At 64.0% G+C, this 25,442-nt stretch carries 24 protein-coding genes; 13 read left to right on the top strand and 11 right to left on the bottom strand.

Annotated features, from left to right (window positions below):
* Nucleotides 1-406 precede the first annotated feature (406 nt).
* Entirely contained in the window at nt 407-1,162 is a 756-nt protein-coding gene (locus tag EA346_RS09905) for a hypothetical protein (RefSeq protein WP_296758121.1), read from the top strand.
* A 263-nt stretch (nt 1,163-1,425) separates the two neighbouring features.
* Here the strand turns inward: EA346_RS09905 and rrtA are convergent, their stop codons facing one another.
* Complete coding sequence (gene rrtA / locus EA346_RS09910; RefSeq protein ID WP_296758122.1) at nt 1,426-2,019, bottom strand: rhombosortase; 594 nt, start codon at nt 2,017-2,019, stop codon at nt 1,426-1,428.
* Between the two features lie 229 nt (nt 2,020-2,248).
* Between rrtA and EA346_RS09915 the strand changes: the two genes are divergently transcribed.
* Together EA346_RS09915 and EA346_RS09920 are read left to right on the top strand one after the other, a co-directional pair.
* Complete coding sequence (locus tag EA346_RS09915) at nt 2,249-2,554, top strand: hypothetical protein (RefSeq protein ID WP_296758125.1); 306 nt, start codon at nt 2,249-2,251, stop codon at nt 2,552-2,554.
* A 208-nt stretch (nt 2,555-2,762) separates the two neighbouring features.
* On the top strand, nt 2,763-2,966 hold the full coding sequence (locus EA346_RS09920) for a hypothetical protein (protein WP_296758128.1): 204 nt from the start codon (nt 2,763-2,765) through the stop codon (nt 2,964-2,966).
* Between the two features lie 53 nt (nt 2,967-3,019).
* On the opposite strand, the gene EA346_RS09925 is transcribed toward EA346_RS09920, so the two are convergent.
* The 4 genes from EA346_RS09925 to EA346_RS09940 form a co-directional block, all read right to left on the bottom strand.
* Entirely contained in the window at nt 3,020-4,555 is a 1,536-nt protein-coding gene (locus tag EA346_RS09925) for a protein adenylyltransferase SelO (RefSeq protein WP_296758132.1), read from the bottom strand.
* A gap of 285 nt (nt 4,556-4,840) precedes the next feature.
* A complete protein-coding gene (locus EA346_RS09930; RefSeq protein ID WP_296758134.1) occupies nt 4,841-7,189 on the bottom strand; it encodes a Tex family protein in 2,349 nt (782 codons plus the stop codon).
* A 255-nt stretch (nt 7,190-7,444) separates the two neighbouring features.
* Complete coding sequence (locus tag EA346_RS09935) at nt 7,445-7,930, bottom strand: discoidin domain-containing protein (protein WP_296758137.1); 486 nt, start codon at nt 7,928-7,930, stop codon at nt 7,445-7,447.
* A 215-nt stretch (nt 7,931-8,145) separates the two neighbouring features.
* A complete protein-coding gene (locus tag EA346_RS09940; RefSeq protein WP_296758140.1) occupies nt 8,146-8,547 on the bottom strand; it encodes a DUF3775 domain-containing protein in 402 nt (133 codons plus the stop codon).
* A gap of 474 nt (nt 8,548-9,021) precedes the next feature.
* Between EA346_RS09940 and EA346_RS09945 the strand changes: the two genes are divergently transcribed.
* A complete protein-coding gene (locus EA346_RS09945; protein WP_296758142.1) occupies nt 9,022-9,468 on the top strand; it encodes a protease complex subunit PrcB family protein in 447 nt (148 codons plus the stop codon).
* A gap of 79 nt (nt 9,469-9,547) precedes the next feature.
* On the opposite strand, the gene EA346_RS09950 is transcribed toward EA346_RS09945, so the two are convergent.
* Together EA346_RS09950 and EA346_RS09955 are read right to left on the bottom strand one after the other, a co-directional pair.
* Nucleotides 9,548-9,772, bottom strand: coding sequence for a hypothetical protein (locus tag EA346_RS09950; RefSeq protein ID WP_296758143.1), 225 nt, complete (start codon nt 9,770-9,772; stop codon nt 9,548-9,550).
* Between the two features lie 239 nt (nt 9,773-10,011).
* Nucleotides 10,012-11,334 (bottom strand): rhodanese-like domain-containing protein, encoded by a 1,323-nt coding sequence (locus EA346_RS09955; protein ID WP_296758146.1) that lies wholly within the window; start codon nt 11,332-11,334, stop codon nt 10,012-10,014.
* A 235-nt stretch (nt 11,335-11,569) separates the two neighbouring features.
* On the opposite strand from EA346_RS09955, the gene egtB reads away from it, so the two are divergent.
* Nucleotides 11,570-12,850: an ergothioneine biosynthesis protein EgtB gene (egtB, locus tag EA346_RS09960; RefSeq protein WP_296758148.1), complete on the top strand. Its 1,281-nt coding sequence runs from the start codon at nt 11,570-11,572 to the stop codon at nt 12,848-12,850.
* Between the two features lie 4 nt (nt 12,851-12,854).
* Here egtB and EA346_RS09965 read toward each other — a convergent pair whose 3' ends face one another.
* A complete protein-coding gene (locus tag EA346_RS09965; protein ID WP_296758150.1) occupies nt 12,855-14,477 on the bottom strand; it encodes an alpha/beta-hydrolase family protein in 1,623 nt (540 codons plus the stop codon).
* Nucleotides 14,478-14,611: 134 nt separating this feature from the next.
* Between EA346_RS09965 and EA346_RS09970 the strand changes: the two genes are divergently transcribed.
* From EA346_RS09970 to EA346_RS09990, 5 genes are all read left to right on the top strand, one after another.
* Nucleotides 14,612-15,184: a CPBP family intramembrane glutamic endopeptidase gene (locus EA346_RS09970; RefSeq protein ID WP_296758151.1), complete on the top strand. Its 573-nt coding sequence runs from the start codon at nt 14,612-14,614 to the stop codon at nt 15,182-15,184.
* 379 nt (nt 15,185-15,563) lie between these two features.
* Nucleotides 15,564-15,890: a hypothetical protein gene (locus EA346_RS09975; protein WP_296758152.1), complete on the top strand. Its 327-nt coding sequence runs from the start codon at nt 15,564-15,566 to the stop codon at nt 15,888-15,890.
* Between the two features lie 64 nt (nt 15,891-15,954).
* A complete protein-coding gene (locus EA346_RS09980) occupies nt 15,955-16,236 on the top strand; it encodes a hypothetical protein (RefSeq protein ID WP_296758153.1) in 282 nt (93 codons plus the stop codon).
* Between the two features lie 103 nt (nt 16,237-16,339).
* Nucleotides 16,340-16,660 carry a hypothetical protein gene (locus tag EA346_RS09985; RefSeq protein ID WP_296758154.1) on the top strand — a complete coding sequence of 107 codons (321 nt, stop codon included), beginning with the start codon at nt 16,340-16,342 and terminating at the stop codon, nt 16,658-16,660.
* Nucleotides 16,654-17,139, top strand: a complete 486-nt coding sequence (locus EA346_RS09990) for a hypothetical protein (RefSeq protein WP_296758155.1) — start codon at nt 16,654-16,656, stop codon at nt 17,137-17,139. Before EA346_RS09985 ends, EA346_RS09990 begins: the two co-directional genes overlap by 7 nt.
* Nucleotides 17,140-17,212: 73 nt before the next feature.
* Here the strand turns inward: EA346_RS09990 and EA346_RS09995 are convergent, their stop codons facing one another.
* Nucleotides 17,213-17,671, bottom strand: a complete 459-nt coding sequence (locus tag EA346_RS09995) for a CBS domain-containing protein (protein WP_296758158.1) — start codon at nt 17,669-17,671, stop codon at nt 17,213-17,215.
* A 262-nt stretch (nt 17,672-17,933) separates the two neighbouring features.
* Between EA346_RS09995 and EA346_RS10000 the strand changes: the two genes are divergently transcribed.
* A complete protein-coding gene (locus tag EA346_RS10000) occupies nt 17,934-20,756 on the top strand; it encodes an EAL domain-containing protein (protein ID WP_296758159.1) in 2,823 nt (940 codons plus the stop codon).
* A 300-nt stretch (nt 20,757-21,056) separates the two neighbouring features.
* On the top strand, nt 21,057-22,307 hold the full coding sequence (locus EA346_RS10005) for an L-dopachrome tautomerase-related protein (RefSeq protein WP_296758161.1): 1,251 nt from the start codon (nt 21,057-21,059) through the stop codon (nt 22,305-22,307).
* A 43-nt stretch (nt 22,308-22,350) separates the two neighbouring features.
* On the opposite strand, the gene EA346_RS10010 is transcribed toward EA346_RS10005, so the two are convergent.
* Complete coding sequence (locus EA346_RS10010) at nt 22,351-23,022, bottom strand: class I SAM-dependent methyltransferase (protein WP_296758163.1); 672 nt, start codon at nt 23,020-23,022, stop codon at nt 22,351-22,353.
* A gap of 125 nt (nt 23,023-23,147) precedes the next feature.
* Nucleotides 23,148-24,413 (bottom strand): HD domain-containing protein, encoded by a 1,266-nt coding sequence (locus tag EA346_RS10015; RefSeq protein WP_296758166.1) that lies wholly within the window; start codon nt 24,411-24,413, stop codon nt 23,148-23,150.
* A 373-nt stretch (nt 24,414-24,786) separates the two neighbouring features.
* Here EA346_RS10015 and EA346_RS10020 point away from each other — a divergent pair, with 373 nt between their 5' ends.
* Nucleotides 24,787-25,188, top strand: coding sequence for a hypothetical protein (locus EA346_RS10020; RefSeq protein ID WP_296758167.1), 402 nt, complete (start codon nt 24,787-24,789; stop codon nt 25,186-25,188).
* Nucleotides 25,189-25,442: the final 254 nt, after the last annotated feature.

Consider the following 25,442-nt stretch of genomic DNA (forward strand, 5'->3'; position numbering starts at 1 on the left):
TAGGTCGGGTTAGCCCAAAGGGCGTAACCCGACGGGTCTCGCACCCACCCATGGCTACAAAGCAGCGTCGCCCCCGGCACCCCGGCACGTCGGGTTACGCTGCGCTAACCCGACCTACCGAACTGGGCTGTCCGTGTTCTTCCGTGGCTGCTTTTTCACGCCAAGGGAGCCCAGCGGAACGGTCGCGACACCCCATGAGGTAGCCGGTCGAATGGGCGCCCGCCGACAGAAACGTCTCCAACGCGAAGCCCTGATGCGGCCCGGATCAGTGGCGGAGGTGCGAGCAGCCGGAAACCCACGGTATAGATCTTATTGGACTTTTAACTGGCCTTAACGAATTATATGATATATATATCACTCTATTCTCGAAATTTGGGCACAGTGCTCCTGCTGATGGTGATCGGTGATGAACGCATGGCGTGTTGCAACCGGAATCCCGGGCCGCATGGTTCTCGGTTTCCTGCTGCTCGCTCTGCTCGCACTGCCGTTGCACAGCGACACACGCCTGCTCTACGGCCTGTCCTCCAGCGCGGGACTGGATACGCTGCCTACGCTGGACCGCTTTACCGACACGGAAAGCCTGCGTCCGGGTTTCCGGAACGACATCCAGCCTGGCCGTGCAGTGGACTTGGAAATCCGTTCCACCCGCCTGCCTTCCGTGACGAGTTCTGGTTTGGACAACTATGCGCTGGAGACCTCCGGCCGGTTCATTCAGCGCTTTGGTAGCAGTGGTTTCGGCTACGGCGTGGGCGTAGGGCTGGATCTTCGTTCCGCGGACAGTACTGCGGGAGTGCTGGAACGCCACGGCCTCTCCGGAGCCCATAACAACTTTGTCGTCACCGGGATGAGCACAGGTCCAACCTACGAAACCGGCAACCTCCGCAGCCAGGTTCGGATTGGCGTACGCTACCCGCTGCTCGGCGATGACCCAACCGACACTCCGCTCTACGGGCATCGCGGTGATACGCCCCGCTCTGCCGGATACCTGAGCCTCGATAGCCAGCTGCGCTTCAGCAACCAGACCAACATGGCGATCAGCCTTTTCTACGACGACTACGGCATCGGTGCCTCGCGCGACTGGCTGAGCAACCGGCTGGAGTTCCAGAGCAGCCCCGCTTCATCCGAATCCGTGATCGGTCTGGAGATGGGCCTCAACTTCTGATTCCGCGGGCTCCGTCATCCAACGGTCCAACCGCTTCCGCCCGTGCACGTCTCAGGTCCATGCCTTGGTCGGGAAAGCAACCGCCCCCATTGCTCTGGCACAGCCAACGATCCAGTACGCTACGGTTGGATCCCCGCGTATGGGCAGCATCCACCGCTCCCTATCCCCGCTGCCTTGCGAGCGTAGCTCTGCCGTCACCCCCGCCGGAGATTGGCACCGCGTTGTTTCCCTCATGGACACTTCAGAAACCAGATGATGGCCCACTAGGGGCGCCGATCTCCCGGGAATCTGGAGGATAGGACCAGCAGCAACCCGCCATAGCACACACCAGCCACCGCGCCGTAGAGGTGGGCATCGACAATGACCGCGCCGCCGATGAGGCCCTGGGTAAGGGCCTCTTCGCCACCAACTTGTTCCAGGACCACTTTCACCGCCAGTACGATCAAAAGGATCGACCCGAGCGCTGGCAGGCGCCTGATGCTCGCTACAGCGCCGGCTGCGAACAAGCCATGCAGCACCCCGGAGAACCCCACGTACCAGGTTACTGCGGGCGAACAGCAGAGGAGCCCGAGGCTCACACCCAAAGCGATGAATAGGACTCCTGACGCCCACAAAGCGGGCCTGATCGTATCCCCAAGGAGCATCCAGAGAATGGCCAGACCGGCGAGGTTCATCCATAGATGGATCCAGCCGAGATGGACGAAGTGCGCCCCGAACAGGCGCCACGGCTCCACCAGCGCCGTGCCCCGTTCCAGCCGCAGCCACTCGGACCCATTCGTCACCTGAAGGATGAGGGCAACCAAGGCGACCACGATGGGCAGCGTCCATTCCCGGATGACCCTGCCAGCCGACTGCATTCTTCGCGATCTCCCCGGATGATGGGAATGGCTCTCTGATCCTGCGCGGACACCCGAACGCAGGACGCGCGTTCCATGATGCCGGCTCATCGCCCGGCTTGCAGCCCTCTCCCCGAGAATTCAGCCTCCGGCAGCCGCGACGGGATCGCTTTCGAAACGGGATGACCACAGCGAACCGTTTGCCAACCCCGTGGTCCATCGGTTCTACCCAGCGTAACAGGAGGGGGACATGCGAGCCTTATTGATCAACCCGGAAACGCGATCGATTGAAGAGGTCGAAGTCAGCGGGCGCGACGACATCGTGCGCCTGGTCGGATATGAAACGATCGAATCGGATGAAATCGGGCCCAACGGTGACCGATTGTTTTTCGACGAAGAGTGCTTTCTTCGGGGAACGACCGCCCGCTTGCAGATCGACAGCGTGGTCCCTGTGTCCGGCACCTGCGTCATCGCCAGCGCGAACGAAGACGGCAGCGAACTGAAGGACGTTCGTTCGACTCCGGACACCATCCAGGCGCGCCTGAAATATCTCTGAGTCCAGGGTCGCAACCCTCGGCTCGAAGAAAACAATCACATCACCGCGCAACGTCGAATACACCCATCCGTACTTCCACAACCGCGAAGCCCTGGTTTCACTCCGGACGTCCGTTTGATGGTTCCCTCCGTGGGGAGGCATACTGGCGACAGGGCCGTCTGAATTCCCGAGGCACCCTCCGGGCGACGAAACAGAGGATTGCACCCGCATGAACATCCGCATCGACATCGAATGCACTCCCGACGAGTTCAAGGAACTCTTCGTCCCTTCTGAGAAGCAGGCTGAATTCGCCGCGAACTTTCAGGAGGCAATGATGAAGGGCATGCAGAAAGCGATGATGGAAAGCATGCAGCAGGCGGTCTCGCAGCAATTCAACCCCTTCTTCGCAGCCAAGGACAAACGCGGCGAATAGCCCCTCTGCGAACCGTCGAAAACCTTTAAATTTAGTCGTTTACCACGATTTATTCAGGTTCCACAGAAGGTCTGATAGACGCGCTGATCCGGCGGTGGCGGCTGCCGGTAATCGGAATCGTCGAGACGCGTGTCGTAGGGATCGGCAAGCATTTCCAGAAGGCGGTGCGCGGGCGCCAGATCGCCGAAGCCGACAGCGGCCGCAATGGCCTCCTCCACGCGATGGTTGCGGGGGATCACGGCAGGGCTGGCAGCGCGCATCCGGAGCAGGGCCTGGTCGAGTCCATCGGGCTGCCGTTTGAGTCGCTCGTTCCAGCGCAGATGCCACGACGTGAACGCCGGGTCGCTGAAAACCGGGTTGACCGTCTCGGGGGCTTCCACGGCAGCGCGGCTCGCGAGGTCCCGGAAGGTGTTGGTATAGTCGGCACCGACCTGGTGCATCCATTCCAGCAGGGATTCGATCAGCGCCGAATCCTCGGGCTCAGCGTTGGCCAACCCCAGCTTTGCGCGCATCGCGGTGAGCCAGTAGCCGGCAAACAGCGTCGGGAATCGATGAATCGCCTCCTCCGCCCTGGGCAACGCCGCCTCCGGGTCCGGATCCATCAGCGGCAGCAGGGTCTCCGCGAATCGGGCGAGGTTCCACTGCGCGATCCTGGCCTGGTTGGCAAACGCATAGCGTCCCTGGCGATCGATGGAACTGAAGACCGTGGCCGGATCGTACTGATCCATGAACGCGCAGGGACCGTAATCGATGGTCTCCCCCGACAGCGTCATGTTGTCCGTGTTCATCACACCGTGCACGAAGCCCACCCGCATCCACTGTGCAATCAGTGCCGCCTGACGGTCCATCACCGCGTCTAGCAGATCCGCGTAGCGGGTCGGGCTCTCGGCGAGTTCCGGGTAGTGACGCTGCAGGGTGTAGTCGGCGAGCGCTCGGGTGTGCAGATTGCCGTCCTTCACCCCGCCTGCCTTGTCCCCATTGACCAAACGCGAACCGGGATGCCCCGGGGCGTCGAGGCCCCTGTCCAGCGCGGCTGCGTATTCGAAGGTACCCACCCGGATATGGCTGTCGGCGACCCGGGTCAGAATCGCGCCGGGAATTGCATCCTCCCGAAAGACCCGCTCTCCCGTCGCAACGACCGCAAGGCTCCGCGTGGTGGGTATGCCGAGTCCCTGCATGGCCTCGCTGATCAGATATTCGCGCAGCATTGGTCCGAGTGCCGCACGCCCGTCACCGCGTCGCGAGTATGGCGTCGGTCCCGAGCCCTTGAACTGGATGTCCACACGCCTGCCGTCGGGAGTCAGGTGCTCTCCCAGCAGGTGGGCCCGCCCGTCCCCGAGCAGGGTGAAATGTCCGAACTGGTGCCCCGCATACGCCTGGGCAATGGGATCGCTCGCGGCCGCGCGCTGGTTGCCCGCGAGCACCAGCGCGGCTTCCGGTCCCGCGAGTTCGTCCGCGTCCAGCCCCAGTTCTTCGGCGAGCGCCCGGTTCAGCAGCACCAGCCTTGGCGCACTCACCGGGACGGGGTCCACCCGCGAAAAGAAAGGATCGGGGAGACGGGCATAACTGTGGTCGAAATTCCAGCGCATGCCCGTGACTATTTCACAACCACGACCCAGGTTCCGTTTCTCGCCGCTTTCAACGGGTATTCCAGGATGGCCCCCCGCCGGCGGAATGCAACCCCCTCAACGGGGTCGGACCAAGCTAACACACTGAGTTTCCTCACCATTACCCCGTTTTCAGCGGGTCTGTAGGGCCTTAAAAGCCCATTTTCCTGCCCCAAATGCCCCCGATAAGCCGCGACGACTGCAGGCCGGTCCAAGCCGAGACCTCCATTGCGATCAACGTTGCCATCCCTGCAATTCCCCGCAAACCTATCGGCCGCGCCTTTGCTTCGCCTTCTGTTGCGCCTCGGCAAATACGGCCGCCATGCCACCGGACGTCGCCGGCGCGGCCTCCGGTTTCGCCTTGCGGGGGCTTCGGTCCGGCTGCCGACCGGCGCTCGGTCCACGCGGCTCGGGCGCTTTCGCACGGGCATCCGACGGGTCCTGAAGCCGCATGGTCAGCGCAATCCGTTTGCGCGCCAGGTCGACCTCGAGCACCTTGACCTTGACGATGTCGCCCGGGGCCACGACCTCGTGCGGGTCCTTCACGAAGCGGTCCGCGAGCGCCGAGATGTGCACGAGGCCGTCCTGGTGAACGCCAACGTCGACGAAGGCGCCGAAGTTGGTGACGTTGGTCACCGCTCCCTCGAGAATCATCCCCGGCTTCAGGTCCTTGAGTTGCTCGACGCCTTCGCGGAACTCCACCGCCCGGAACTCCGGACGCGGGTCACGGCCGGGCTTTTCCAGCTCGCCGATGATGTCGCGCACCGTGGGCACGCCGAAGCGCTCGCAGGTGTAATCGGCCGGGTTCAGTGTGCGCAGGAAGCCCATGTCGCCGATCAGGTCTTCCACCCGGCGGCCGTGCTTCGCGGCGATGCGCTCCACCACGATATAAGCCTCGGGGTGCACCGCTGAGCCGTCCAGCGGATCCTCGCCGCGCGTGACGCGCAGGAAGCCCGCAGCCTGCTCGAACGTCTTCTCGCCCAGGCGCGGCACCTTCTTCAGCGCCTTGCGGCTGGGGAAGCAGCCGTTCTGTTCACGGAACTCGACGATATTCCCGGCCAGGGTGGCGTTCAGGCCGGCGATCCGGGCCAGCAATGGAGCCGACGCGGTGTTCACGTCGACGCCGACAGCGTTCACGCAGTCCTCGACCACGGCGTCCAGACTGCGCGCCAGCTTCACCTGGCTTACGTCGTGCTGGTACTGGCCGACGCCGATGGACTCCGGATCGATCTTCACCAGCTCGGCGAGCGGGTCCTGCAGCCGGCGTGCGATCGACACCGCGCCGCGGTACGACACGTCGAGATCCGGGAATTCCCTCGCGGCCAGCTCCGATGCAGAATAGATGGACGCGCCGGATTCGTTGACCATGATCTTGTGCATCTTCAGGCCGGGCAGCTTGCGGAGCAGTTCACCGGCAAGCTTGTCGGTCTCGCGGCCGGCCGTGCCATTGCCGATAGCGATCAGCTCCACACCGTGCTTCTCGCAGAGTCCGCCCAGCGCGGTGAGAGACTCGTCCCAGCGCTTCTGCGGCGCGTGGGGAAACACGGTGACGTGATCTAGCAGCTTGCCGGTGGGGTCGACCACGACGGCCTTCACGCCGGTGCGCAGGCCCGGATCCAGCCCGAGGGTAGAGCGCATGCCTGCCGGCGGCGCCATCAGCAGAGACTGCATGTTGCGCGCGAACACGGTGATGGCATCGACCTCGGCCATCTCCCGAACCCGGCCGAGGAGCTCGGTCTCCAGGTGCACGGCGAGCTTCACGCGCCAGGTCCAGCGCACGGTCTCGCGCAGCCAGTCGTCCGCGGCCCGACGCTGGTGGCTCCAGCCGATGCTGTGCGCCACCATCGCCTCGCAGGGATGCGGTTCGGCTTTTTCGAGTTCCTCGGGCAGGGTCATGGACACGCGCAGCACACCCTCCTTGCGACCGCGGAATAGCGCCAGCACCCGGTGCGAGGGGATGTCAGCGAGCTTCCCGCTATGGTCGAAATAATCGCGGAACTTGCTACCCTCGTCGGCCTTGCCTTCGGCCACCTGCGACTGGACCAGCGCGTGCTGCCAGAGCCAGGTTCGCATACGGGTGAGCAGATCGGCATTCTCGGCGAAGCGTTCCATCAGAATCTGCTTGGCACCGTCGAGCGCGGCTTTCGCGGACTCGATCTTGTGTTCGGCGTTCACATAGGCGGCGGCGGTAGCTTCGGGATTCAGGGTCGGATCTTCCAGCAGCGCATCCGCGAGCGGTTCCAGTCCGGCCTCGCGGGCGATCTGAGCCTTGGTTCGCCGCTTCGGCTTGTAGGGGAGATAGAGGTCCTCCAGCCGCGTCTTGCTGTCCGCCTCGCGGATCTGCACCTCGAGCGCCGGCGTCAGCTTGTCCTGCTCGGCGATGCTCTTCAGGATCGCGGTGCGCCGCTCGTCCAGTTCACGCAGATACCCCAGGCGCTCCTCCAGGTTGCGCAACTGGGTATCGTCCAGCCCCCCGGTAACTTCCTTGCGATACCGCGCGACGAAGGGCACGGTCGCCCCCTCGTCCAGCAGGGCGACGGCCGCTCTGACCTGCTCAACACGGCAATCGATCTCTGCGGCAATGATCTGTTCGAGGCTGCGGGTGGGTGTCGGCATGGCTGGCTGGGTATCTCTCGGGGAAGTGTCTTGGCGGCCGGCATCATAGGCAAAGCCGTCGGACGTTCACAGTCCGGGCAGGCCTGCCGGGTCCGGTCAGCGACCGTCCTGACGGGTCAGAGGCAGGCGAGCGGAAGGCGGTGGGGCCCCAGGCTGCGCGTACTGCCTTGGAGCCCCGTTTTTGGGGCCAAAAATGCCCCTTTAAGGCCGAAAAAGGGGCTGTTTTTTGCCCTGTAATTTCTTATTTTCAATCATTTAGCTTGGTCCGACCCCGAGGCGGAGTTGGGTGAGGGAGGCTGGGGCGGGTCCGCCGCTGATGTCGGGGATGATGATGAGTTCGAGCGTGGTGACGCCGGAGAGGGACAGCTCGATGTCTTCGGTCTGCTCGTGCGATCCTTCGGGGCTGAAGTTCCATTGCTGGCGAACGACTTCGCGGAAGGTCTGGCCATTGTCGGGAGACCAGCGGAGCACGAACTGCTGGGTGCGCTCCGCCTGTCCTTCCTCGAAGTGCAACCAGATTCTGTTGATTCGCTGGGGTTGCTGGAAGACCAATCGGATGGTCTGCTCTCCGGGCTGGGCTGCGCGCCAACCGGAGGTACGTCCGGGCAGCAGCGCATCCTCGATCGGATGTTTCGGATCCTCGGAGGTGATTTCGACCTCGGCCAGGTTTTCCAGATCCAGCCAGTCGCCTTCCGGTATCGAGCCGACTTCGGGTTTCGCCGGGATGATTCGTTTACGCATATCGTTCCTGTCTCCTTCGAGGGGCTTCCCGATTCCGTTATCGTTGGATTAGAACACGTCGCCGGCACCCGGGAGCGTCTGAGTGCACCAGGCCAGGCGTGAAACGCGACCCGCGTACCCGCCCGGCAAGCGCCCGGGCGCCATTGCCGTGCAGCAGGCTCGACTGCCCAAGCCCGGCTCCGGATGCGCGATCCCGGCTTCTCACTACAGCGGCGCTACTCGACGCTGTAGCCATGCAGGATCATGCCGCTGGTCAGAGAATCCGAGAGCATGGGGTGGCCGAGCAGATAGTCTGCGGTATTCACGTTCCAGTCCTCCCGGGCCTCAGCCAGGGCGTCTTCCCATTCCTCGAAGGCGTAGTCGCCCCGCCCCAGCCGGAACAGGGCCACCACCTGCTGCTGCTGCTCAGGATCCAGGTCATTGATGATCGACCGGAATTCGTCGGCCGTACTGTCGAATTCCTGCTCGGTCAGCGCCACCACTTCTGCGCTGCCCGCCTGCACTTCCGGATCCTCGGGGATCCCCGTGAATTCCTGGCTGTCGATCTGCCGGGCCAGATCGACCAGGCGCTGGATGATATCCGGATTGACTTGAAGAAGATTGCTCGGTTCGGGCATCGCGACACACCTCCTGGCAGATCTCATGCTGCTTCGAATGGTCCGCGGCCGGCACGGTGAGCAGACCTCGTTTCTACCGGTACCGTCATTGCAGGCCGCATTCACCCATGAGACTAGACCAAGGATTTCCCTGTTTGAGCCCCGATATCACCCTGGCTGCCTATTTCCACCGATGCCCGCTGGCGGGCCAGACCCCGGCCTCCCGGCCGCGGCGTGGCGAATGATGGCCTGCGGCCTCTTACACCCTTCGCGACGTGCGCTTACGGGCCGGCCCACGGTATCACCCACGGCAACACGGCCGCCCTGCGGCCGGGCCTCCAGAAGGTGAGCCCGGACGTGTCAATGTCGCGACGGTATACTCGGCAGGAGATCGGCATCGAAGCCGCCGGGCCTCGAGTGCCCGGACAGCGGCGGCCACCCTGCGCGCTCCTTTGCACGGACGGTGGTTTGCAGACATCCGTCGAGGAACCCATCATGCGAACCCTCCCGATTCTTGCGCTCGCCTCGCTCTCCGTCGCCTGCATGGGACCGGGCCCCGCCGAGGAACTGCCGATCGACCGGCTGGCCAAGGGTCAGCACAGCCTGCAGACAGAACAGCAGTTCGAAGTGATTACGGGGCAGTCCCAATTCCGGCACCTGTGGAGCCGATTCGACGCAGGCGCCCCGCCCAGCCTGGACTTTACCCGGGAAAGCGCCATCGCCGTGTTCATGGGCGAACGCCCCACCGGCGGCTACTCGATTCACGTCGACTCGGTCATGCACAGTGACGGCGAATTGCTCGTTGACGTGGTGCTCCAGGCGCCGGGGCCGGAATGCATGACCACCCAGGCATTCACCCAGCCCTACGAGATGGTGTCGGTGCCGATCGGCCCGGCACGCGCGAACTTCAGCACCCGGCGGGTGCTGGTTCCCTGCGACTAGTGGTCCATGCGGGCGCCCGAAACGCGCAACACCGTGCGCCGGCAGGCACCCGTGATCTGAACCGTGGCTCCGCGTTTCTCTACGTGAAATCCGCGGGTACGTCGATCACGTGATAGCCGTGGTCCTTGATATCGGCGATCGCCTGCGTACCGGATACGTAGACCTTGGTCTGCCCCTCCTCGATATCGATCGAGGTGACGGGAAGTTCCTCGAGAGGCTCCGGCACCTTGGAAAGGTCCGCGTCCGCGGCCACGACGAAGTGACGGTTGTCAGTGGCGGTGGATCTGTAGATGTCGAGTTTCATGTATCCCTCCTTTCGTGAATGATCCGGCCAGGGCCGCCTGACGCGCCCTGCCCTCCTCGATGGACGCTGGATCTCCACCTCCCCGACACCCGGCGTCGGAGACGATGATCCATCCCTAGGCCCGGCCCCTCGAATGCTTCGACCACACCCAATCTATAGCAGGGTTTGGCTCGACTTTCTCCGCATTCCCGGCTGGACCAGCACGACGGCCCCTTGCCGAACGCCCTCGCCAAAACCCACTAGAAGCCCAGCGCCTCGTACTCCATCTCCTGGAAAATCAGGGCCGCGTTCCTGCGCGCCAGCTCGTGGAAGGTGTCCAGGTGGGCGTAGGCGGACTGGTCGATCCCATAGGCGTCATTCAGGCCGCCGCCGGCCTCCAGGATCTTTTCGACTTCTTCGCGCATGTAGACGAGGTAATCCCGCGTGTACCGGGTCACTTCTTCGTAACCGTGCACCGGCCCCCCGTGGCCGGGAACGATGATCTCCGCACCGAGATCGACGAAGCGGTCCCAGGTCTCGATCCAGGCTGCGGTATCCGTATCCTCGAACACCGGCAACATGCGTTCATGGAAGGCCACGTCGCCCGAGATGACGACCTTTCTCGACGGCAACCAGACCACGATGTCGCCCGGGCTGTGCGCCGGTCCCAGATTCAGCAGCTCGATGGTCTCGCCACCGAGCTGCAGGTCCAGCCGGTCGGTGAAGGTCCTGTCGGGCTGGCCGAGACGGGTACGGAACGCCTTGTCGCGGCTGCGCTGCTGCAGCCGGGCGAGCAGGGCCGGGCCGTTCTTCTCGATCTCGCGCGCGGCATCGACATGAGCGATGACCGGGACCCCCTGATCCTGCCAGTAGGTCATGCCGAGCATGGCATGGCCCTGACCATTCTCCAGCACCACGTATTTCACCGGCTGGTCCGTGACCCGCCGGATCTCATCGTGCAGCGACTTCGCAAGCAGGTAGTTGTCGCCCGCATTCACCACCACCACGCCGCTGTCGGTAATGATGAAGGACAGATTGTTGTTGTGCCCGGAATTCTCGTAGGTGTGCGGCTGTGTGGCGCCGATCGCCGACCACACGCCATCGGTCACTTCCTCCGGCATGCTGTAAAGGAACGACTCTGGCGCCTTGTCGGCGACATACAGCGGCAGCCCGGCGTTCTTCCATTCGAAGAAGCCGTCCGCGTAGTTGTACACGTTGGTGTACCCCATCCGCTGCAGCGTTTGCGCGGCCGGGGGGCTCCGCAGATTCTGGCCGCAATAGACGACGATCGGCGCGTCCCTGTCCAGCACCTGTCCGTCGATCTGAAATTCCAGCCAGCCGCGCGGAATGTTGAGCGTCCGGTGCGAGCGGATCTGGCCGCCGGTCAATGCGATCTCCGTCTGCGTGCGTACGTCGATCACGACGTGGCGCGGATCGTCAGCGATGAGTTTCTTCAACGCGGTGGTGTCGATGTCCGCAACGGTGGCGCCGGCCTCGGCCAGCAGGCTTTCCCCGGTCAGGTCCGCCGCCTGCACGGTGGCGCCGGACAACCAGAGGATGATCGGCAGGAGTGTTGTTCGCATCGTGACCTCCAGGGGTTGGATCCCGGAGAGAATAGATGCCCCGCTCTTGCGGGGCCAGGCCCCGCCACGCGGGTCGGGGTCACCCCGCCCGTGCCCCCCGGGTTCCAGCCATCGTCTCCTCGATTTGCACCCCTTGCCTCGACACCCTTTTGACATGCGCTGGCGGCTTCCCTAGCCTTCAGGGCCGGCTCGCAGGGAGACGTTGGCTCGATACCGGCGTTCAGGGGGAACCTCCATGGCAAGCGTTCTGCAGGCAGCAACCGGCACTTCCACGGACAGTCTGTTCAGCACCTATCAGCGGGTGCGAGCCCGCTCGGAGCAGCTGGCTGCCAAGCTCACCCCCGAGGACCAAGTCGTTCAGACCATGCCGGATGTGAGCCCGACGAAATGGCACCTCGCGCATGTGACCTGGTTCTTCGAACACTTCTTGCTGCAGCCGCATCTGCCCGGCTATCGCGAGTTCGACGAGGCCTGGCACTACCTGTTCAATTCCTACTACTACACCGTGGGCCAGATGCACGCCCGGCCCGAACGCGGCCTCCTGTCCCGCCCCACCGTCGAGGAAATACTCGGCTTTCGCGCGCATGTTGACAAGGCCATGGAGCGCCTCCTCCCCCGGGCGGAAATCGATCCGGAGCTGGGCTTTCTGGTCACCCTCGGGCTCAACCACGAGCAGCAGCACCAGGAACTGCTGCTGACCGACATCAAGCACGTGCTGTGGACCAACCCTCTCGGCCCGGCCTACGACGAAACCCTGCCTGCGCCTCCCGTCGCAACCGCACCGCCGCTCGAGTTCCTGGAGCGGGATCCCGGCGAGTGGGCGATCGGAGCGGACGGCAACGGCTTCTTCTTCGACAACGAGACGCCCCGGCACAGCGTCCGGCTGCCGCCCCATGCACTGGCCAATCGCCTGGTGACGAACGCCGAATTCCAGGCATTCATCGCGGACGGTGGTTACCGCGACCCGGCTCTGTGGCTGGCCGACGGCTGGGCACAAGTGCAGACCGACGGCTGGGACCGCCCCCTGTACTGGTCCGGGGATGCGACGCACGAGTTCACGCTGGGCGGCTGGAGGGCGTTGCAGCCCGACGCGCCCGTGTGCCACGTGTCTTTCTTCGAAGCCGATGCGTTTGCGCGCTGGGCCGGAGCCAGGCTTCCGCAGGAAGCCGAGTGGGAGGCGGCCGCCGCAGCGGTGCCCGTGGCCGGTAACCTGCTCGAATCGGGTTGGCTGCATCCCGCAACCCCGGGGCGCCCAGGTCCGGGTCCGGCGCAACTGTTCGGGGACGTGTGGGAATGGACCGGCTCGCCCTATACGCCGTACCCCGGGTTCCGGCCACTGGAGGGTTCGCTTGGCGAATACAACGGCAAGTTCATGTGCAATCAACTCAGTGTGCGCGGAGGCTCCTGCCTGACCTCGACCGATCACATCCGCGCCAGCTACCGCAGTTTCTTCTACCCCCAGCAACGCTGGCAGATGCTCGGCTTCCGGCTTGCGCGGGACATCGACGGGTCCTGATCGCTCAGGGAGCGAACCGGGCGCGCAGACGCTCGAGATCGGCGTCGGTCCAGCCTTCCGGCTCCATGAGCCCGTACCAGGCATCGATGTACTCCCTGGCCGCGAAGGTGTGCCCGAATCCGGGTGGCGCGGCGCCGGCAGCCATGTCCGCCGCGAGTTGCAGCATGGTCACGATCGGGTACCAGCGCAGGTCCGGGGAGACGTCCGGCCCGCGGGGCTCCCGCATCCAGGCCGGCTGAGTGTAAACGGACCGTGGATCGAAGAACGTGATCGGGTCGCTGGCATGCTGCAGGTACCCGATCCGGAATGGCCCCCACTCGGGGCCGGCAGCCTCGAAACCCTGCTCCTGGTTCATGAAGCGGACCACGGCCCCGTCGCGGAAGCGTGGCAGCCACGCCGGCGAATCGGGGTCGCGCTCGCGGGTCACGCTGCGCCAGGTTTCGCTGCGAAACGGCGGACCGCTCCACAACGCGCCCTTGAAGGGATCGTTGATGATGTCGTAGACATCGAAGGATCGGTCGGAATTGAGTGCACCGAGACTCAGTCCGTGCAGGTAAAAATGCGGACGGCTGTCGCGCGGCAGCGAGGACCAGTAGCCGTAGACCTTGCCGAACAAGGCCCGCGCAGTTTCCGCTCCGTAGTCCCCCTCCACGATCAGCGACAGCGGACTGGGCAGGTAGGAGTACTGAGCCGCCACCGAGGCGATGTCGCCACGCTGCAGATATTCCACCGTGTCGAGGGCGGCCGGGTCCACCCATCCCGTTCCCGTAGGTGTCACCAGCAACAGCACGGAACGCTCGAAGGCGCCCACTCTCTTGAGTTCTTCCAGGGCCAGGCGCGCGCGTTCCTCGGGGGATTCGGCCGCGTTCAGCCCCACATACACCCGGATCGGCGTTCGCGCGGGTTCGCCGTGGAAGGCGCTCAATTCGGCCGCCGTCGGCCCCGAGGAAATGAAGTTGCGACCCTGTCGGCCCAGATCCTGCCAGTCGATGAACGAGGCCGCACTGCCGACCTGCATGGGATCCGATGGGCGTGGCAGGTCATCCTGGATCAGGGCGTCGAGATGCTGATAGGAGTTGTCCGCCGCGCGCAGGGCAAGCGTGAATATGACCCCGTCGATAACCGACCAGAACAATGCGGCTGCGATCAGAACCCCCACCACGTGGGACACGTGCGGCGCCACGTAGGGCTGGAATCGCTTCGACAGGAACAGGAACGTCCGCTTGAACAGCCGTGCGACGAACAGCACCAGACCAAAGATGACCAGTGTCATCACGGCCACGGTCACCGGCTGCACCCCGCCGACCTCCTCCATCCCCATCAGGGCACGCACCGAGTTCTGCCATTCGGTGGCCTGCCACAGGAACGCGACCGCCACCACGGCGCAGCCCACGGCAGCCAGCAGCTTGATGATCCATTCAGCCCGGGGCCCCGGGACGGGAAACTCCAGGTAGTCCCACAACCAGCGACCGAAGAAGCCGACCGCGTACCCGGCGCTGAAAGACACCCCGGCAATCAGTCCCTGGACCAGCGGGGGACGCGGTACAAGGCTCGGCGTGAGAGAAAGTGCGAAGAACAGTGTTCCCACCAGCAAACCCACGACGGAAAACCGGCCGATCAATCCCATGCGCACATCATCCTCGCCCCTGAACTCCAGTGCCCAGCATATCCATCACGTGCTCCGAGAGGAACCGGCACCCGGACAACGCATTCCTTCCTGGCCCACAATAGCCGGATCTTCCTGACCCAAAGGGACCACCGATGACCCTGCGTGAGGCAACGGCCCGGCATCCACTTCGGGTGGCGATCGCCTTCCAGGGGGCGCTGATTCCACTCGCCTTCCTGCTGGCCGCATGGCTCGATGTCCCGCTCCTCGCACAGTTCCAATGGACTGCGGGGGCGGTGCTCGCGGGGGTTGCCGCGACCCTGCCCATGCTCGGCCTGCTCGGCCTGCTGGCGGTCAGCGGCCTGCGTGCGTACCGGATTTTGGCGGAACAGGTCAGGGAGTTCCTGAGACGTGTCTTCCAAGGCGCGCCGGCCGGTGCCGTGGCGCTGGTGGCGCTTCTCGCCGGGCTGGGCGAAGAATTGTTGATGCGCGGCGTCCTGCAGGGCTGGCTGGCCGGCCATCTTCCCATCGAGTGGGCCATCCTCCTGACCGCCCTGGTCTTCGGCCTGGCGCATTTCCTCAGCGGATTTTACTTCCTGTTCGCGACGCTGATCGGTGTCTATCTGGGCGTGATCTACCACCTGACCGGCAATCTTCTGGTCGTGGTGCTCGCCCACGCCCTCTACGACTGGATCGTCATCCGTATCTATCTCCGAAATGTGACCTGAAAGCGGCCCCTCGCCGATCCACACCGGATCACAAGCGCCTCCGCGTGCATCACGCCGCGGTTCCTTCCGCCCTGCAGGTCCGCCCTTGAAAAAGACGCTCGGGAATTCAAACAAGATAAATGAAAGATGAACGGAATTCATCGAAAAACACGGGTACTGATTTTTCCCGTTCCCGTTCAGAACCCATTCAGACGGAGTGAACTAACCTGATCTCGACGACGGGAAACGAGATAACCCGATCGTCAGTAAAGGAGATCGGTGAGACGGCAGAACCCGGGCCGGTCACTCTTGAGGTTCGCATGAACATCACATGATTCGTTGCGGATGCAATCCGATCCCAGACAGGTTCCAACGATCAAACATCAACGAGGATACATCAATGAACAACATGACCCGCAAGACACTCCCCACTGCCTTCGCCGCCGCTGCCGTACTCGCGATCCTGGGTGGACCGGCCGCCGCCCAGGACAACTTCAACACCACGATCCAGGAAGGGCAGATCAACACCAACGACACCTTCCAGCGTGGCACCCTCAACGACAACGCCACCTACCAGGAAGGCAGGGACAATGCCAATCGCACCCGCCAGCGTGGCGACCACAACTGGAACCAGACAGGACAGTTCGGTCGCTACAACTACAACGAGACCCGGCAACAGGGGTTCTCGAACCGTACCAGCCTGACCCGGGGACGCGGTCGGGATTGATCCGCACGGCGACGCCCTTCCGCGGGCGTCGCCCCACCGAACCTTCAACCCGAGGTGATTTGACATGAGAGCTTCGATCCTGGCCATGACCGCTACCTTGCTGGTCACTGCGCCTTTCGCATACGCAGGCGCCAACGGTGAACGCACCCACGGCCCCTGTTTCAATGTTCAGATCCAGAACGAAAGAGACAACCATTCCAGCGTTCGCCAGAACTGCGACATGAACTTCAGTCGCACGGTACAGGCGGGCCATTACAATCGGGCGGAGACGATCCAGAAAGGACGCATCAACGACAACAAGGTGCGTCAGTATCAATACGGATCCTTCCGATCCCTGGATCGCTGATTCCACTATCGCTCCTCTCCGGACCAGGGAGGGGAGCGATGCCGGAACCACAATATATTCCGTAAGTCATGAAGCAGGAATGCATGCCACGGGAGCAGACGACATGTACAAAACAATACGAAGTTCGGTCCTGTCCATCGCACTGATCACGCTGGCGGGCCTGGGCGGCCAGACGCTCGCACAGGAAAACGACAACAGCACGGTGCAGGTCGGGAAGGTCAATATAAACCGTACTGCGCAGTGCGGAGAAACCAATACCAATACGACCTACCAAGAGGGCAAGATCAACATCAACCAGACAGCGCAAGGGTGCGGAAAGACCGACGGCCGGAAGGGACAGGGTCAGGCTCATGGGCATCTGTCCCAGCGGGCCGACCAGGGCCGGGGCCGGCCGGCGCACGCCGCGGCGGGTCGGAAATGGTAACCGGGAATCGGAATCGGACGGGCGAACCGCGGGCGAGCCGCGCGACGCCGGGGACTGGCGCCCTCGTTCTGGTCGGGTTGATCGCCGTCCTGACCCAGGCTACGTCCGGTTGCGCTGTTGCCGCCGTGCAGCCACAGGCGCAGGCCGGTTCAACCGCAATTGTCCTGCACGACAGCGTATCCCCTGTTGCGGAAACGCGGGTCACGCGGTACCGCGACGGGCACAAGGTCGTCACCCGGGATCGGAGCGGCACAGACATCACGATTCAACGCGCGCCCGGCTATTCCGTATCCAGAGACGCCTGGGAACATCCTGACGGCCACAGCGATCGGTTCGACGGCCCCTGGGTGGATGAGCGGTTCCGGCCCGGCCATGGTCATGACGACAGCAGTTCGGGCGGGCACGACACCGCGACCACGCGAGATGCCTTCAGGCAGCGCATGTTCGACCGGATGGACGCGGCTCCACCGCGCTGGTAAGCGCGGCCATCGGCGAGGACCGTGGCGCCTGCGCCCGGAATGGGCGCCACCCCCGCCGACCTTGCCGCCGTCATCAGGCCGGTGGACGAGTGTCCTGTTCGCGCTTCTGCTCCCGGCGTACCAAGCGGACGAGGTCGCTCATCTCGTCGGCAATGAATTTCAGCAGGTCGTCCATGGTGAGCATGCCGCACAGGTTGCCACCCAGGTTGACGACCGGCAGACGCCGCACGCCCATGGCGCGCATCCGCATGATGGTCTCCCAGACACCGTCGGCCTCGCGCGCGGTGAGGAGTTCGGGCGCGATGATGTCGCCGGTGGCCAATGCCTCCTCGGGCACCTCCTTCGCCATGATTTCCACCACCAGATCCCGGTCGGTGACGATACCGACGGGCTTCATCGGCGTGTTCGAGTCCTCGTCAACCACCACGAGGCTACCGACGTGCTGGTTCCGCATCATGCGGGCGGCCTCGTACACCGAGGCCTTGCGGTCGATGACCACGACATCTCTATTACAGATCTCCCCAACAGACATCTCGTCTTCTCCAGATAACGTTTGTTGTCGCCCGCACGGCCATCAGCAAGCGCAGCATCCACTGACCGAACTGACGCGCCCGCGGGCATCGGACGGTCTTGCATCCGAACCGCCACCCCCGAAGTGTCCTGCCCGGGCCTTGCATGCGTCAACCGGGCATCCGAGGATGCGAACGGGTGCGCTTCAGCCTGGCCTGCGCGATGACGTTGCCAGCACCTCGTTTTACTCTATGCTTGATGCGTTGCAGGGGATTGGGGACCGCATGAAGAGCGAGACGGATGGCCGGGTGATGACGCAGGTCCGTGCCGAGCAGGTGCGGATGATCTTCGAGGCATCACCGTTTTCGCAGTTTTCCGCCCTGGTCGTCAGTACGCTGGTCGCGGTCTTTCTGTGGCCGGTCATCAGCCACACGGTCATCCTGACCTGGATCGTGCTGGTCTACCTGATCATCGTATTTCGTCTCGTGCTCACAGTACGCTTTCATCGCGCGGATCCCCGCCCGCAGGAGATCGAACCATGGGCCAGGGCGGCACAGATCGGGGCGCTCCTCGCCGCGCTCAGCTGGGGAGGTGCAAGCTACTTCCTGTTCGCAGTGGACAGCCTCCCTCACCAGGGGTTTCTGGCCTTCGTGATCGCTGGAGTCACGGCCGCCGGGGTGACGTCACTCGCGGCGCTGCGCTGGTCGGCGATCGGCTTTGCGATCCTGGTGACGGTCCCGTTGATGATCCGCTTCGCGGATCCAGCGCATCCCCTCGCACCCACGATGTCGGTGATGGTGCTGCTATTCGCCCTGTTCATGGTCGCGGTCGCGAATCGCATCAACCGAAACCTCACGGAAATGATCGTGCAGCGCTTCGAGCGGCAATTGGCCCAACAGCGTGAGCATGTCCGCAACCAGGTCCTGGAGCTGCTGGCCAAGGCGGCCCCCCTCAACCGTATTCTCGAAGCCATCGTCCTGGGACTGGAACAGGAAGACCCCCGGATCCGGGGCAGCATTCTGCTCCTCGACGGGAGCGGAAAGCGTCTCTTCACGGCAGCCGCTCCCAGCCTGCCAAAAACCTACAACGAAACGGTTGATGGGCTGGAGGTGGGCCCGGGTGTCGGCTCCTGCGGCACGGCGGCCTTCACCCGCAAGCGGGTCATCATCGAAGACATTGCGCGCCATCCCTTCTGGCAGCGGTTCCGGAAAGTTGCCGTCGAAGCGAATCTCGGATCGGCCTGGTCGGAACCGGTGTTTGCCGCCTCAGGTAAATTGCTGGGTACCTTTGCCGTGTACCGACGCACGCCACACCGACCGAGCACCCGCGAACTCTCGACCCTCGCGCAGGCCGCGAATCTCGCCGGGATCGCCATCGAGCGCAGCAAGAGCGAGGAGGCATTGCGGCTCGCGGCGATGGTCTATGAGAACTCCAGCGAAGCCATGATGGTCACCGACGCGGATGACAGGATCGTCGCCATCAATCCGGCCTTCACTGAGACTACTGGGTACGAGGAGGCCGACGTGATCGGCCAGAAGCCACGAATCCTCAATTCCGGGCATCACGACAACTCGTTTTTCGAGTCCATGTGGGAACAACTGGAGCGCACCGGGCAATGGCAGGGCGAGATCTGGAATCAGCGGAAGAGCGGAGAGGAGTTTCCGGAGTGGCTGACCATCAACACGATTCACGATCCCGACGGGCGCGTGCATCGCAGGGTCGCCCTGTTTTCCGACGTCACCGAGAAGAAAAAGGCCGACAGTCTCATCTGGAGCCAGGCCAATTACGACCTGCTCACTGAACTGCCCAACCGCCGACTGTTCTTCGACCGTCTCGAACACGGAATCAAGCGCGCGGTGCGTGACAGGACCCATCTGGCACTGCTGTACATTGATCTGGACCGTTTCAAGGAGGTGAACGACACGCTCGGTCACCAGATGGGTGACGAGCTGCTGCTCGAGGCCTCACAGCGAATCCGCAACTGTGTACGTGAGTCCGACACGGTCGCGCGCCTCGGCGGTGACGAATTCGCGGTCATCGTGAACGAACTGAAGGACGCCACCATCCTGGCAAGAATCGCCGAGGGAATCCTCTCGGCGCTGGCAAAACCCTATCAACTCGACGGGGACCAGGCCTTTCTGTCGGCAAGCATCGGGATCACGGTCTATCCGGACGACGGTACCCGGACGGACGTGCTGCTGAAGAACGCGGACCAGGCGATGTTCGCGGCGAAGCAGGACGGTCGCAACCGGTTCCACTATTTCACTGCGGCCATGCAGGAGGCTGCTCACGCGCGCATGCGCATGGTGCGCGACCTGCATCAGGCGCTGGAGGCGGACCAGTTCAGCGTGCATTACCAGCCGATCGTCCACCTGGCGACGGGGCGGGTCGACAAGGCCGAGGCACTGGTGCGCTGGAAACATCCGCAGGAGGGCTTCATCAGCCCCGCAAAGTTCATCCCCGTCGCCGAGGAGACCGGCGCGATCCACGAGATCGGAAACCGGGTCTTCAAGGAGGCCACCCGCATGGCGCAGCAATGGCGCGCCCGCTACAACCCGAACTTCCAGATCAGCGTCAACCGCTCCCCGGTACAGTTCCTCGCGGGCGGGCCCAATGAGGATGATTGGCTTGCACACCTGCAGGAGATTGACATGCCCGGTCAGGCCCTGGTGATCGAAATCACGGAAGGCGTACTGCTCAAGGCCTCTGTCAACATCAATGAGAAGCTGCTCCGATTCCGCGATGCCGGAGTCCAGGTGGCCATTGATGACTTCGGCACCGGATACTCGTCCCTTGCCTACCTGAAGCGCTTCGATATCGACTACCTGAAGATCGACCGGACCTTCGTCAGCAACCTGGAAACGGATGCGAGTGATCGCGCCCTGTCCGAGGCCATCGTCGTGATGTCCCACAAACTCGGGTTCAAGGTCATCGCGGAAGGCGTGGAGACCGAGGGACAGAAGAGAATTCTCGAAGAGATGGGTTGCGACTACGCCCAGGGCTACCTCTTCTCGAGACCGGTACCGGCCGAGGGTTTCGATGCATTGCTGCAGGCCGCGGCAGCCAGTCCTGCCGCTGACCCCCAGCCGGCATCGGCTGGCTGCTGACCCCGTCCCCGGGATGCAGCGGACATCGGTCCAGTCCCTTCTTGCACGCCTGCTCCTTGTCCTGGTGATACCGAGCGTGGCGCGCGCGACCGTCCGGGGCATCCGGCGTGGCTCTGGCCATCGACAGGCTCCGCCGCGACGCTACGCGCACCTCCCTTGCCTCGCCCTCTCGAAGTCGACGCGCAGAAACTTCCCTCCATGCCAATGGCTACATCTCGGGAACCGACTAGAATCAGGTCTGAAACGCCCCTTTTTCGCCCGGACATTACACCGAGCGTTCGAGATCATGGAGGCAGGGACATGCTGAAGACAGGAATTACGGGATTGCCGGCGCTGGTGCCGGTGTTGATGCTCTTGCTTGCGGGCCCGGTGAACGCCCAGACCGGGATCGATGGGGTCGTGGACGGGGGCACATCGCCCGCTGCGAGCGAGACCGGGGCGCTTGTCGCCGAAGACGATGGCGTGCCCACTGAAAACGGGGCGCAGGTCATTGCAGAGGATGATGAGGCGTTGCCCACCGGGAACGGGATCGAGGTTGTCGCAGAGGTCGACAAGGGGCCGGGTAACATCACCGTGACCCCCGATGGACGGATCTTGATCAGCCTGCACCAGTTCTTCGGGACGGAGATGCGCGTGGCCGAGGTCATGCCCGACGGGGCACTGGTGCCCTTCCCGGACGCGTGGTGGGCCGACGGGTTCCAGTCCCGCCTCGCACTGAACAGCGTTCTGGGCATCCAGTCGGATGCACGGGGGGTGGTCTGGATGCTGGACAACGGCATGCGCGACGGGGTGATCCCCAAGCTGGTGGGCTGGGACACGCAGTCGAACCGTTTGGAACGGCTGATCACGCTGCCCAGACCGGTGACCGCGGAGAATTCCTTCGTCAACGATCTGGCCGTGGACCGGGATCACGACGCCATCTACATCGCGGACCCCGCCGGGGGCGACAACGCTGCCCTGATCGTCGTCGATCTCAAGACCGGCACATCGCGCCGGGTCCTCGAGGGGCACCAGAGCGTCGTTCCCGAGGACATGGACCTCGTCATCGACGACCGTGCCGTCGAGGTCCGCCAGCCGGACGGGTCGACCGTCCGACCGCGCGTGGGGGTCAATCCCATCGTTCTCGATCACGACAACGAGTGGCTCTACTTCGGGCCGATGCACGGCACGAGCCTGTATCGCATCCGGACCGCACACCTGCGCGATCCCATCCTGGACCGGGAAGACCGGCTTGCCGGCGTTGTGGAACGCCATGGAGACAAGGTGATCTCGGATGGCAGCAGCATGGACAGGGACGGCAACGTCTACATCAGCGATCTGGCGGGCAGCGCCGTGGGCGTCACGGACCCCGACGGTGGCTACCGGCAACTCGTCAGCGACCCCCGCCTCGCCTGGCCCGACGCATTCAGCTTCGGACCCGACGGCATGCTCTACGGGGTCGCGAATCAACTGCACCGCAGCGCCACGCTCAACGCGGGGACGGACGAGACGCAACCGCCGTTCCTGATCTTCAGGATCGCCCCCCTCGCCGACGGGGTGGTGGGACGGTAGACGCGCCGACGGTCGGCCAGCGGGCCGCCCGCTATGGGCGTGATTACGCAGCGAACCGCTTGCGGGCCAGGGTCAGGCCGTCGCCGATCGGCACCAGCGACAGGTCGATCCGTTCGTCCCCATGCAAGCTTTGGTTGAAGTCGCGGATCGCCTCGGTATCGGCGTCCTGCTCCGAGGGATCCGCGACCCGGCCGGACCACAGCGTATTGTCGATCAGGACGATGCCGCCAGGGCGCAGCAAGGCCAGGCAGTGTTCGAAATAGGCGGAATAGGCGGTCTTGTCCGCATCGATGAAGGCCAGGTCAAAGCTTCCTTCAGCGCCTTGGGCCCGCAGTTGGGTCAGCGTTTCCAGTGCGGGGCGCAGTTCCAGGCGAACGCGCCCGGCAACCCCTGCCTGTTCCCAATAGTCCCGCGCGATATCGGTCCATTCACGGCTCACGTCACAGGTGACCACCTCACCGTCGGCGGGAAGCGCCAGGGCGATCACCAGCGAACTGTAGCCCGTGAAGGTACCGATCTCGAGGAACCGCCGGGCCCCGATCGCACCTGCCAGCCAGGCCATGAACTGCCCCTGCTCCGGTGCGATCTGGAAGCGGACCTCGGGCAGACGGGCCGTGTGGTCGCGCAGCGCCGCGAGAACCGGATGCTCCCGCAACGACACCTGCAGCAGGTACCGGTAAAGAGGGTCGTCCAGACCGATCGAACGATTCGACATCAGCCACTCCAATGACGTGATCCTGGATGGAAGGGTAGCAACTGCCCCCCGAAAGGAGAAAAAAACCGGAATGACCCGACCAGCCGAATTGCGATCCGGTTGCCCTTTGGTCGTTCGTGAACACGTCAATACTGCGCGGGCGCCTGGTGCTCGCTGTGATGGCCAAACATCTCCGCCGCCAGCCCCGCCACATCGGCGGCCGCGGCCGGCACGAACACGTAGAAGCGCCAGAGGCCGGAATAGCGGGCCTCGATGGCCTGAATCTCGGCGAAGGCGACGCTCTGCGGGTCGTTCAGACGGCGCAGTCCGGACGCGGTCTCCACCCAGGCGCCCGCCTCCTTCATCACGCTCAGGGCCGGACAGTAGACGATGACCTCCTCCGGCGGAAGCCCCAGACCCGCGGCCAGATCGGCCTCCGCGCGGGCGCGCTCAGCGCGCGACTCGTGATAGCGCCGAACGAGCGCTGCACGGTCCTCGGGCCCGACGCTGCCCGCGGAGACCACGTAGCCCCGCTTCAGCAGATCCCGCCGGCGCAGGCGCCCGGCCAGCCGCGCGGCAGCGGCGGGGGCGGCGTGCTCCAGGCGATCGAGCAGGGTCCAGTCGTTGAGGGAGAGTAGGTCCTGCTCGGCCAGGGCGCCGGCGTCGAGCGCAATCTCGACAGCCTTCGAGATCATCGCACCGGCCACGACCTTGGTGTGGTGGTAATACACGCGCTCGGTCAGGAAGTAACGCATGCGCAACAGCTGGATGACCTCCGAGCGGGCGTCGGGCCGATCCATGCCGTGCTTCACCATGCGGAGCGCCAGATGGTCGTCCGCGACCGAGAAATACCGGAATATCCGGTCGTCGTACTCCTGCGCCAGTCCGGTGAAATAACTGTCCCGGCGCAGGTAGTCGAGCAGGTCGGCATCCAGGGTGCTGGCGATCACCTCCGACGCCCAGGCCGGCAGGTCGTTGGCTGCAACCCCCAACAGTCCGGCGACCGGGCTGGCGATCTCCAGCCGCTCCAGTGCCTCGCCGAGTTCACCGTCGAGCATGCGGACCAGCCGCGTTCCCTTGTCGTGACGCGGGAACAGACGGCGCTCGTCCTCGAGGGTGTGACCGAAGGGCACGTGGGTGACGTCGTGCAGCAGCGCTCCGACGCCAATCCATTCCTCCAGTTCGGCCGACACCGGCGTGCCGCCCCTGCGCAGTCCTTCGATCATGCGGTGCGCCAGCGTGCAGGCCCCGAGAGAATGATCGAAGCGGGTATGCAGCGCACCCGGATAGACGTAATTCGCGGTGCCCAGTTGCTTGATCCCGCGCAGCCGCTGGACCGCCGGAAGATCGAGCACCGCCGCCTCCAGTCGTCCCAGTTCGATATCACCGTGGACCGGGTCGCGGATCACCATGGTCGATCCTCCGCATCGTTCCGAAACCGGGGACCCTTCCGGAAGAACTCGTGTCCTGTACGCCGCTTCATCGCTGCATATTGACCTGCCACCGCCGCGGAAGGAAGGAGATTCTGCTGCGCGCCAGGCGGCCCGTGCCTGCGTGCAGCGCTCGAATGGCTCCACCCGGTGGCCGGGTCCTGGACGTGAACCGTCGGACCTGGCCCGCCCCCCCCGCTTGACAGCAACGGGCGGATATTCGAAGGCATGCCCACCCGGATTCGCCTGATCAGACGCATACGACACAACTCGGACATACTTCTGCAACATTAGCCGTGTCTAATACACCGTACTGAAAACATTTACCGGGAGACCCCCGGAAGGAGCAACCATCATGATGAGCAAGAACATTCTGAAAGCCCTCGCCTTCGTTGCCGCGCTGTCAGCAGTCGGCAGCCTGCAGGCCACGGAAGTCACCAATCCGGCCAAGACGGGCCTGGATGCCTGTCTGAACGGCGATGTGTCGGCCTCCGGCCGCTTCCCCACGCAGGCGATGGAAGACCAGTACAACGCCTACGTGGCCTGGGTCGAGGAGAACAACCTGGACGTGACGCATGCGATCAATCCGAGCATCGAAGCGACTTCCGCGCTGGAGCCCGCCGGCAATGGCAATATCTCGGCGAGCGGTCGATTCCCGACGCAGGCGATGGAAGACCAGTACAACGCCTACGTCGCCTGGGTCCAGAACACGGGCCTGACCAAGGCTGAAGCCTTCGACAGCCTCATCAACAACTGAGTGGAAGGCATCCGCTAGATCGGCCCCGGGGCGCGCAACGCGAGAGGCGCACCCCGGGGCATTGCAAAGGAAGCGCATATTGCCCCGGCTAACCCCGGGGCCTTTTTTTGGTTTTCGCAGGCGGAAATCCGGCACGGCCTTGCCTGGCCGGAACAAAAAAAGGGAACCCGGTCGCAACCGCAGGTTCCCGTTCTCATGACCATTTTTGGTGGGCGGTACTGGGATCGAACCAGTGGCCCCTGCCGTGTGAAGGC

It is taken from the genome of Thioalkalivibrio sp., from assembly GCF_007692535.1.
In the GTDB taxonomy this organism is placed as follows: domain Bacteria; phylum Pseudomonadota; class Gammaproteobacteria; order Ectothiorhodospirales; family Ectothiorhodospiraceae; genus Thioalkalivibrio.

Bases quoted from the DNA above. Each gene is read 5' to 3' on its own strand.
- EA346_RS10020 (WP_296758167.1), top strand. From the start codon at position 24,787: ATGATGAGCAAGAACATTCTGAAAGCCCTCGCCTTCGTTGCCGCGCTG.
- EA346_RS09945 (WP_296758142.1), top strand. From the start codon at position 9,022: ATGCGAACCCTCCCGATTCTTGCGCTCGCCTCGCTCTCCGTCGCCTGC.
- EA346_RS09965 (WP_296758150.1), bottom strand. From the start codon at position 14,477: ATGGGATTGATCGGCCGGTTTTCCGTCGTGGGTTTGCTGGTGGGAACA.
- rrtA (WP_296758122.1), bottom strand. From the start codon at position 2,019: ATGCAGTCGGCTGGCAGGGTCATCCGGGAATGGACGCTGCCCATCGTG.
- EA346_RS10010 (WP_296758163.1), bottom strand. From the start codon at position 23,022: ATGTCGAATCGTTCGATCGGTCTGGACGACCCTCTTTACCGGTACCTG.
- EA346_RS09995 (WP_296758158.1), bottom strand. From the start codon at position 17,671: ATGTCTGTTGGGGAGATCTGTAATAGAGATGTCGTGGTCATCGACCGC.
- EA346_RS09970 (WP_296758151.1), top strand. From the start codon at position 14,612: ATGACCCTGCGTGAGGCAACGGCCCGGCATCCACTTCGGGTGGCGATC.
- EA346_RS09955 (WP_296758146.1), bottom strand. From the start codon at position 11,334: ATGCGAACAACACTCCTGCCGATCATCCTCTGGTTGTCCGGCGCCACC.
- EA346_RS09915 (WP_296758125.1), top strand. From the start codon at position 2,249: ATGCGAGCCTTATTGATCAACCCGGAAACGCGATCGATTGAAGAGGTC.
- EA346_RS10000 (WP_296758159.1), top strand. From the start codon at position 17,934: ATGAAGAGCGAGACGGATGGCCGGGTGATGACGCAGGTCCGTGCCGAG.
- EA346_RS09975 (WP_296758152.1), top strand. From the start codon at position 15,564: ATGAACAACATGACCCGCAAGACACTCCCCACTGCCTTCGCCGCCGCT.
- EA346_RS09980 (WP_296758153.1), top strand. From the start codon at position 15,955: ATGAGAGCTTCGATCCTGGCCATGACCGCTACCTTGCTGGTCACTGCG.
- EA346_RS09905 (WP_296758121.1), top strand. From the start codon at position 407: ATGAACGCATGGCGTGTTGCAACCGGAATCCCGGGCCGCATGGTTCTC.
- EA346_RS09940 (WP_296758140.1), bottom strand. From the start codon at position 8,547: ATGCCCGAACCGAGCAATCTTCTTCAAGTCAATCCGGATATCATCCAG.
- EA346_RS09990 (WP_296758155.1), top strand. From the start codon at position 16,654: ATGGTAACCGGGAATCGGAATCGGACGGGCGAACCGCGGGCGAGCCGC.
- EA346_RS10005 (WP_296758161.1), top strand. From the start codon at position 21,057: ATGCTGAAGACAGGAATTACGGGATTGCCGGCGCTGGTGCCGGTGTTG.
- EA346_RS09935 (WP_296758137.1), bottom strand. From the start codon at position 7,930: ATGCGTAAACGAATCATCCCGGCGAAACCCGAAGTCGGCTCGATACCG.
- EA346_RS09925 (WP_296758132.1), bottom strand. From the start codon at position 4,555: ATGCGCTGGAATTTCGACCACAGTTATGCCCGTCTCCCCGATCCTTTC.
- EA346_RS10015 (WP_296758166.1), bottom strand. From the start codon at position 24,413: ATGGTGATCCGCGACCCGGTCCACGGTGATATCGAACTGGGACGACTG.
- EA346_RS09920 (WP_296758128.1), top strand. From the start codon at position 2,763: ATGAACATCCGCATCGACATCGAATGCACTCCCGACGAGTTCAAGGAA.
- EA346_RS09985 (WP_296758154.1), top strand. From the start codon at position 16,340: ATGTACAAAACAATACGAAGTTCGGTCCTGTCCATCGCACTGATCACG.
- EA346_RS09950 (WP_296758143.1), bottom strand. From the start codon at position 9,772: ATGAAACTCGACATCTACAGATCCACCGCCACTGACAACCGTCACTTC.
- egtB (WP_296758148.1), top strand. From the start codon at position 11,570: ATGGCAAGCGTTCTGCAGGCAGCAACCGGCACTTCCACGGACAGTCTG.
- EA346_RS09930 (WP_296758134.1), bottom strand. From the start codon at position 7,189: ATGCCGACACCCACCCGCAGCCTCGAACAGATCATTGCCGCAGAGATC.